Origin of the sequence: Dysosmobacter sp. HCP28S3_G4 (assembly GCF_052065175.1) — a bacterium.
GTDB lineage: Bacteria > Bacillota > Clostridia > Oscillospirales > Oscillospiraceae > Oscillibacter.
The window spans coordinates 1-5252 of sequence record NZ_JBQHUP010000081.1; the positions used below are offsets into that span (position 1 = coordinate 1).

5 protein-coding genes, 2 tRNA genes and 1 rRNA gene are annotated in these 5252 nt (G+C 58.3%); 1 reads left to right on the top strand and 7 read right to left on the bottom strand.

Going from position 1 to position 5252, the window contains the following annotated elements; translation table 11 throughout:
- Positions 1-78: 78 nt before the first annotated feature.
- From ACTNBU_RS12275 to ACTNBU_RS12290, 4 genes are all read right to left on the bottom strand, one after another.
- Positions 79-369 carry an HlyD family efflux transporter periplasmic adaptor subunit gene (locus tag ACTNBU_RS12275; RefSeq protein ID WP_441034353.1) on the bottom strand — a complete coding sequence of 97 codons (291 nt, stop codon included), beginning with the start codon at positions 367-369 and terminating at the stop codon, positions 79-81.
- A 45-nt stretch (positions 370-414) separates the two neighbouring features.
- Entirely contained in the window at positions 415-840 is a 426-nt protein-coding gene (locus tag ACTNBU_RS12280) for a hypothetical protein (RefSeq protein ID WP_441034355.1), read from the bottom strand.
- A 176-nt stretch (positions 841-1016) separates the two neighbouring features.
- Positions 1017-1895 (bottom strand): DUF6179 domain-containing protein, encoded by an 879-nt coding sequence (locus ACTNBU_RS12285; protein ID WP_441034357.1) that lies wholly within the window; start codon positions 1893-1895, stop codon positions 1017-1019.
- Positions 1888-2319 (bottom strand): DUF6323 family protein, encoded by a 432-nt coding sequence (locus ACTNBU_RS12290; protein WP_441034359.1) that lies wholly within the window; start codon positions 2317-2319, stop codon positions 1888-1890. Before ACTNBU_RS12290 ends, ACTNBU_RS12285 begins: the two co-directional genes overlap by 8 nt.
- A gap of 493 nt (positions 2320-2812) precedes the next feature.
- On the opposite strand from ACTNBU_RS12290, the gene ACTNBU_RS12295 reads away from it, so the two are divergent.
- A complete protein-coding gene (locus ACTNBU_RS12295; protein ID WP_441034360.1) occupies positions 2813-4108 on the top strand; it encodes a cation:proton antiporter in 1296 nt (431 codons plus the stop codon).
- A gap of 651 nt (positions 4109-4759) precedes the next feature.
- On the opposite strand, the gene rrf is transcribed toward ACTNBU_RS12295, so the two are convergent.
- From rrf to ACTNBU_RS12310, 3 genes are all read right to left on the bottom strand, one after another.
- A 5S ribosomal RNA gene (gene rrf / locus ACTNBU_RS12300) occupies positions 4760-4875 on the bottom strand.
- Between the two features lie 87 nt (positions 4876-4962).
- A tRNA-Glu gene (locus ACTNBU_RS12305) sits at positions 4963-5037 on the bottom strand.
- A 2-nt stretch (positions 5038-5039) separates the two neighbouring features.
- Positions 5040-5115, bottom strand: a tRNA-Lys gene (locus ACTNBU_RS12310).
- Positions 5116-5252: the final 137 nt, after the last annotated feature.

A 5252-nucleotide genomic window follows, 5' to 3' on the forward strand; every position in this document is an offset into this window, starting at 1 on the left:
GGAAGGCCCACCAGAAAAAGGCGGCTGCTGCCGCCAGAAAAACCAGCGCCTGAAGGGCGTGGCGTTTAGCCTCTGTTTTCATTGCGCAGTCTCCGAACGAAAAGAGCCGAGGGGGGGGGGGGGGGGGTGGGGCCCCCCCCCCACCACTGTACCGGTGATGGTGTCCACAAAGCCGTCCACATAGATCGTCGCCGTCTGGCCCACGGAGAAGTCCTCGGGAGCCGCGTAGCTGAACAGGAAGTCGATGATCAGGTTCTTGTCTCCCACGATCTTCAGGATCTGCGTCCCGGCGCTGACGGTGTCGCCGTTCTGGACGTAGACCTCCTCCACCGTGCCGCTCATATCCGCCCTGGGATACTTGGACTTCATCGTCTGATCGTAGTTCTTTTCCGCCTGGGTCAGGCTGTTTTGAGCCTAGGTCAGGCTGTTCTGGGCCTGGGTCTGTGAGGTGTCGGCGTCGGAGGAATCCAGGGTGTAGAGCAGCTGGTCCTTCTCCACCAGATCCCCCTCCTCAAAGGTGTCGCTGAGGATCTCACCGGACACCAGCGTGCTGACCACGTAGGAGTCCGCCGGTTCCAGCGTTCCGCTGCTGGTGAGGGATTTGGTAATGGAGCGGCGCTCCGCTGCCGCCTCTGTGTAGACCGCGGCTGTCTCCTGCTGGCCGTTGGCGCGGCCCTGGATCAAAACGACCACGGCTCCCACTGCCACCACCGCGGCCAGCAGCAGAAGCCACTTCTTCTTTCCTCCCGCCTTCTGCCCGCCGTCTCTCCGCCGGAACAGCTTCCGCTTTCCGCCGTCCCAGGCAGACGCCGGGGCCTCCCGCATCACATCTTCTTCCATACGCGCTTCCTCCTTGGATGTTCTAACGCCATGTGCGTCCTTGTGAGAGAGGATAGCGGAGAAAGCTAAAATCAAGCTGAAATCACCCTGAAGATTTCTCCTGTTTTTTCAAATATTGCCGGGGTTTTCCCGTGTTTTAAAACCTTAAAAGTTTCTGAAAGCCTTTTGTTCAAAATCTATCCGCCGGGAAACACGCCGGTCAGGTCTCCCGTCGGCATAGCCGCCGACAGTCTCGGACACAGATCCCCGGCAAACTGCCGCAGGCAGGCCCGCTCCGCTTCTTCCGCGCCCAACACATCGGCGAGACGCTCCGCCCCATCCTCCAGCGTCCGGCGCAGCGTCTCCGGCGGCAGACAGCCCAGCTTTTCTCCCAATGCATTACGGCGGCGGTCCGTCATCTCCAGGGTGCGGGGGTCCTCGCCCAGAAGGGCCCGTCCCAACGCCACCGCCGCCGGGGGTTCAAACAGGTTGATGAGCAGGCCCCGGTAATCGGGACAGCTGGCAGCCAGCACCCGCTCTACCGCCGGAAGCTCCAGCCGGGCCAGAAAGCGATTTTCCGTCAGGAGGCGGCGGAGATATTCATTGACATAATCCACGCCCTCCAGCATGTCCGGCACCGGTCGGGACAGCTGGTAGTCGATGTCACAGGGGATCTCACAGGCGAAATACCGCCAGTCGTACCGCTTCCAGAAGGTGCCGATGCTTTTCAGCGTGTCCGTCAGGGACCGGTTCCCCACGTCCGGCGCCGTCAGGCACGCTGCCTGCCACAGACGCTCTCCCTGCCGCAGCTTCCACTGCAGCCGGGACTGGCCGGTGTGCAGTGCCCGCTCCAGCCCTGCGGAAAGACACCTCCGGATGCGCTCCAGATCGTCCGGGGACACGCCTAGCGTATAGACAACGGACGCCAGCAGCGCCTCCGCCTTCTCCGCCGGCAGGGACGTGCTCTCCCCCATGGTGAATCTAGCCGCCTGTGCCGACAGCAGACGCCAGAGAGCGTCCTGAAATTCCGCCTGTTCCTCCGCCGTCAGCGGCGCGGACAGTGTGTTGTCAGTCATCCCGGACCTCCCTTTCCGCATCCTCTCCCGCCAGATATCCGGGCAGACGGTCCGGCAGCAGCTCCAGAGCGCCGTGGGCCGGGCCGTCGAACACCGCCCGCATGGCCGCCAGCAGGTCCTCATCAGAGAGGGGAAACTCATTTTTGAAGCAGTAAAACAGGCCTTGCAGCTCCTCCAGCGTCTCCGCCCAGGTCTCGCTGTCCACATACGGGGAATCGCAGAACTGATGGATCAGCCGCGGCAGGATGCCCTCGCCGAACTCCACCCGTCCCGTGCTCCGCAGGGCCTCCCTCCGTCCGGACGCCAGCGCCGCCATCTGCCGGGGGGACAGCGTCAGACCGAACCGCTCCGTTCTCTGATTGCACGCCGCCAGCGCCCTGACCGTCTCTTCCGGCGGGGAGACCGGCATCAATGTCCATTCCATACCATCACGCTCCTCTCCTATATTCTCTACACCGGAAGCCCTATCATTTCAAGACTTGAAAAAGTAGCGAAAATGTGGTAATATCAGTACAACAAAACAGAAATTTTTTCGATTTTATTTCCGATATCTCAGAAATGATCTCCGTGATACGACAGCTGCCCCGCCCGAATTGGGCGGGGCGTTTGATTTGTCCGGCAGGGCTGCGTACGCTCCGGTCCTGTCTCCAAAGGGAAAAGAAGTTCCGCTGTCCCGACAGATGAGCACAGAGAAAATCCCTGTGCGGAGCCGTGCCCAGGAACGGCGGGACGCCTGCTCCCAGACAAATTCCGGGAACTGTCCGCCCGCCAATGCATACCATTTTTATTAAATCTCCATGTATTTTTCGCATAGTATTGTGGATTTCGACCAAAAATTTGAAAAACATTCTATTTGTGATTTTCGAACTTTCAGCGTATACTCTTGGATAACGCCGAATTTTGAGAGGGATTCCGCCATGTCTTCTTTGCTTTCCGTATCTGTTGCACTTCTGTCGGGTCTGCTGATGACCCGTCTTGTCAAACCGCTGAAGCTGCCCGACGTGACCGCCTATCTGGTGGCCGGCGTCCTGGTGGGCCCCTACTGTCTGGGTGCGCTGGGCATTCATGGTCTCGGCTTTGTCAGCATGGAAGCCGTGGAAGTCATGTCCCCCATCTCGAATATCGCCCTGGGCTTCATCGCCTTCTCCATCGGCAACGAATTCCGGCTGAACGATCTGAAGAACACGGGTATGCAGGCCACTGTGGTGGGCGTGATCCAGGCCGTGACTGCCGCGCTGTTTGTGGATGCGGCACTGCTGATGATGCACCTGGTCATGCCGGACAAGCTCTCCGTCGCCCAGGCCATTACGCTGGGTGCTATCGCTACCGCCACCGCCCCCGCCGCCACGCTGATGGTGGTGCGGCAGTACAAGGCGAAAGGCCCTCTGACGGATCTGCTTCTGCCGGTGGTGGCGCTGGATGACGCCGTGGGCCTCATCGTGTTCGCCGTCTCCTTCGGCATCGCCCGTACCCTGTCCAGCGGCGTGGTAGATCTGATCTCCATTTTGGTAGACCCGCTGGTGGAGATCTCCGCTTCCCTGCTGCTGGGCGCGGTGTGCGGATGGCTGCTGACCCAGCTGGAAAAGCTGTTCCGCTCCAACACCAACCGTCTAAATCTGACCATCGCCTTTGTGTTCCTCACCGTCTCCATCTCCATGGCGAAGTTCAGCATCGGCCCCGTGCAGGTGGGCTTCTCCTCCCTGCTGGTCTGTATGATGCTGGGCACCACCTTCTGTAATCTCTGCCCCCTGTCCTCTGATCTGATGGAAAAGGCCGACCGCTGGACTTCCCCGCTGTTCGCCCTGTTCTTTGTGGCCAGCGGCGCCGAGTTGGAGCTGAACGTATTCAGCGACGCGGCCATCGTGGGCGTGGGGTTGGTGTATATTCTGTTCCGCTCTCTCGGCAAATACTGCGGTGCCCTTTTCAGCACCCGTATGACTCACTGTCCCCCTGCCGTGTGCAAGTATCTGGGCATCACACTGCTGCCCCAGGCCGGCGTGGCGCTGGGCATGTGCATCACAGCCCGGCAGCTGGGGGCCGAAGGCGATCTCATCCGCAATATCATCCTGTTCTCCGTTCTGATCTATGAGTTGATAGGTCCCGTCCTCACCAAGCAGGCGCTTACCAAGGCCGGCGATATCAAGCCCATGTCCGATGCGGTGAAAAATCGTCGGGAAGAAAAGCTCGCCCACCTCCAATCGGATCAGGAATGATCCCTGAAGTTATGGTAAAGTCATAATATACAGAGATCCCCCGGTCATGATAACCGGGGGATCTCTGTATATGGACTGTCAGCTCTCGCAGCAAAGCAGCTCCACGCGCACGTGGCTCCTTGTAAGCACCCTGGCAAACCAGAACCAGCCTGGCGCAGTTCGACGATAAGATTAAAATAAGTGGCCTGTTGACGGTACCTTTCCGACTATCCAGATCCTGTAAATTGTCCAAAGAGGATAGGCGTGATCCGGTACGCGCTTCCCCGCGAGTGCCAGGCAATGCAGCGGCTTGTCAGGGCAGTCAAAACCTCCGGCTAAGCCGGAGGCTTGAGTAAGCCCTATAAGGGCTTACTACCGGCACGCCTCTCAAGACGCATTGAAAAATCTTTCGCTCGCATCACTTGCCCCACCGCCCGTAAACGGGCCAAACCTACCGATTGTGAGATTTTTCAAATCGGTAGCTTTACAATTTGTCATGAATTAGTCTCCGGTTGATGTGAGTTTGGTCGGCAAACCTTTTCTCATTTCAACTCGGGGACTTTTTCTTGTTTACTTTTTTCATCGCTATAAGCTCTTTTAGCCCCCCGGCAGAGCCGGGGGTTCTCTTTGTCAGGGCAAAAGAAAACGGCAGTCTGACGACTGCCGTTCAAGTGTTGGCGCTACCTATTTTACCGGGCCGTCACCAGCCAAGTATCGTCGGCAGAGATGAGCTTAACTACCGTGTTCGGAATGGGAACGGGTGGACCCTCATCCTAATCAGCACCAACTCTATTTATCCATCAGGCTCTCGCCTGAAGAACAAATCGTATTATAGCGCATCCTTCGCGCCTTGTCAAGTGTCTCTCGTAAAGAAGTGGTGACCCGTACCGGATTCGAACCGATGTTAACGGCGTGAGAGGCCGCTGTCTTAACCACTTGACCAACGGGCCATTGGTGCGCCTTCACGGACTCGAACCGGGGACCCACTGATTAAGAGTCAGTTGCTCTACCAACTGAGCTAAAGGCGCATACTTCTTTTAGGAGCGTGCTTTTCTGCACCCTCAAAACCGAACAATGTATGACTTACGTTTCAGGCCGCCTGCTTCATTCGTAGGTCAAGCCCTCGGGCTATTAGTACCGGTCAGCTTCACATGTTACCACGCTT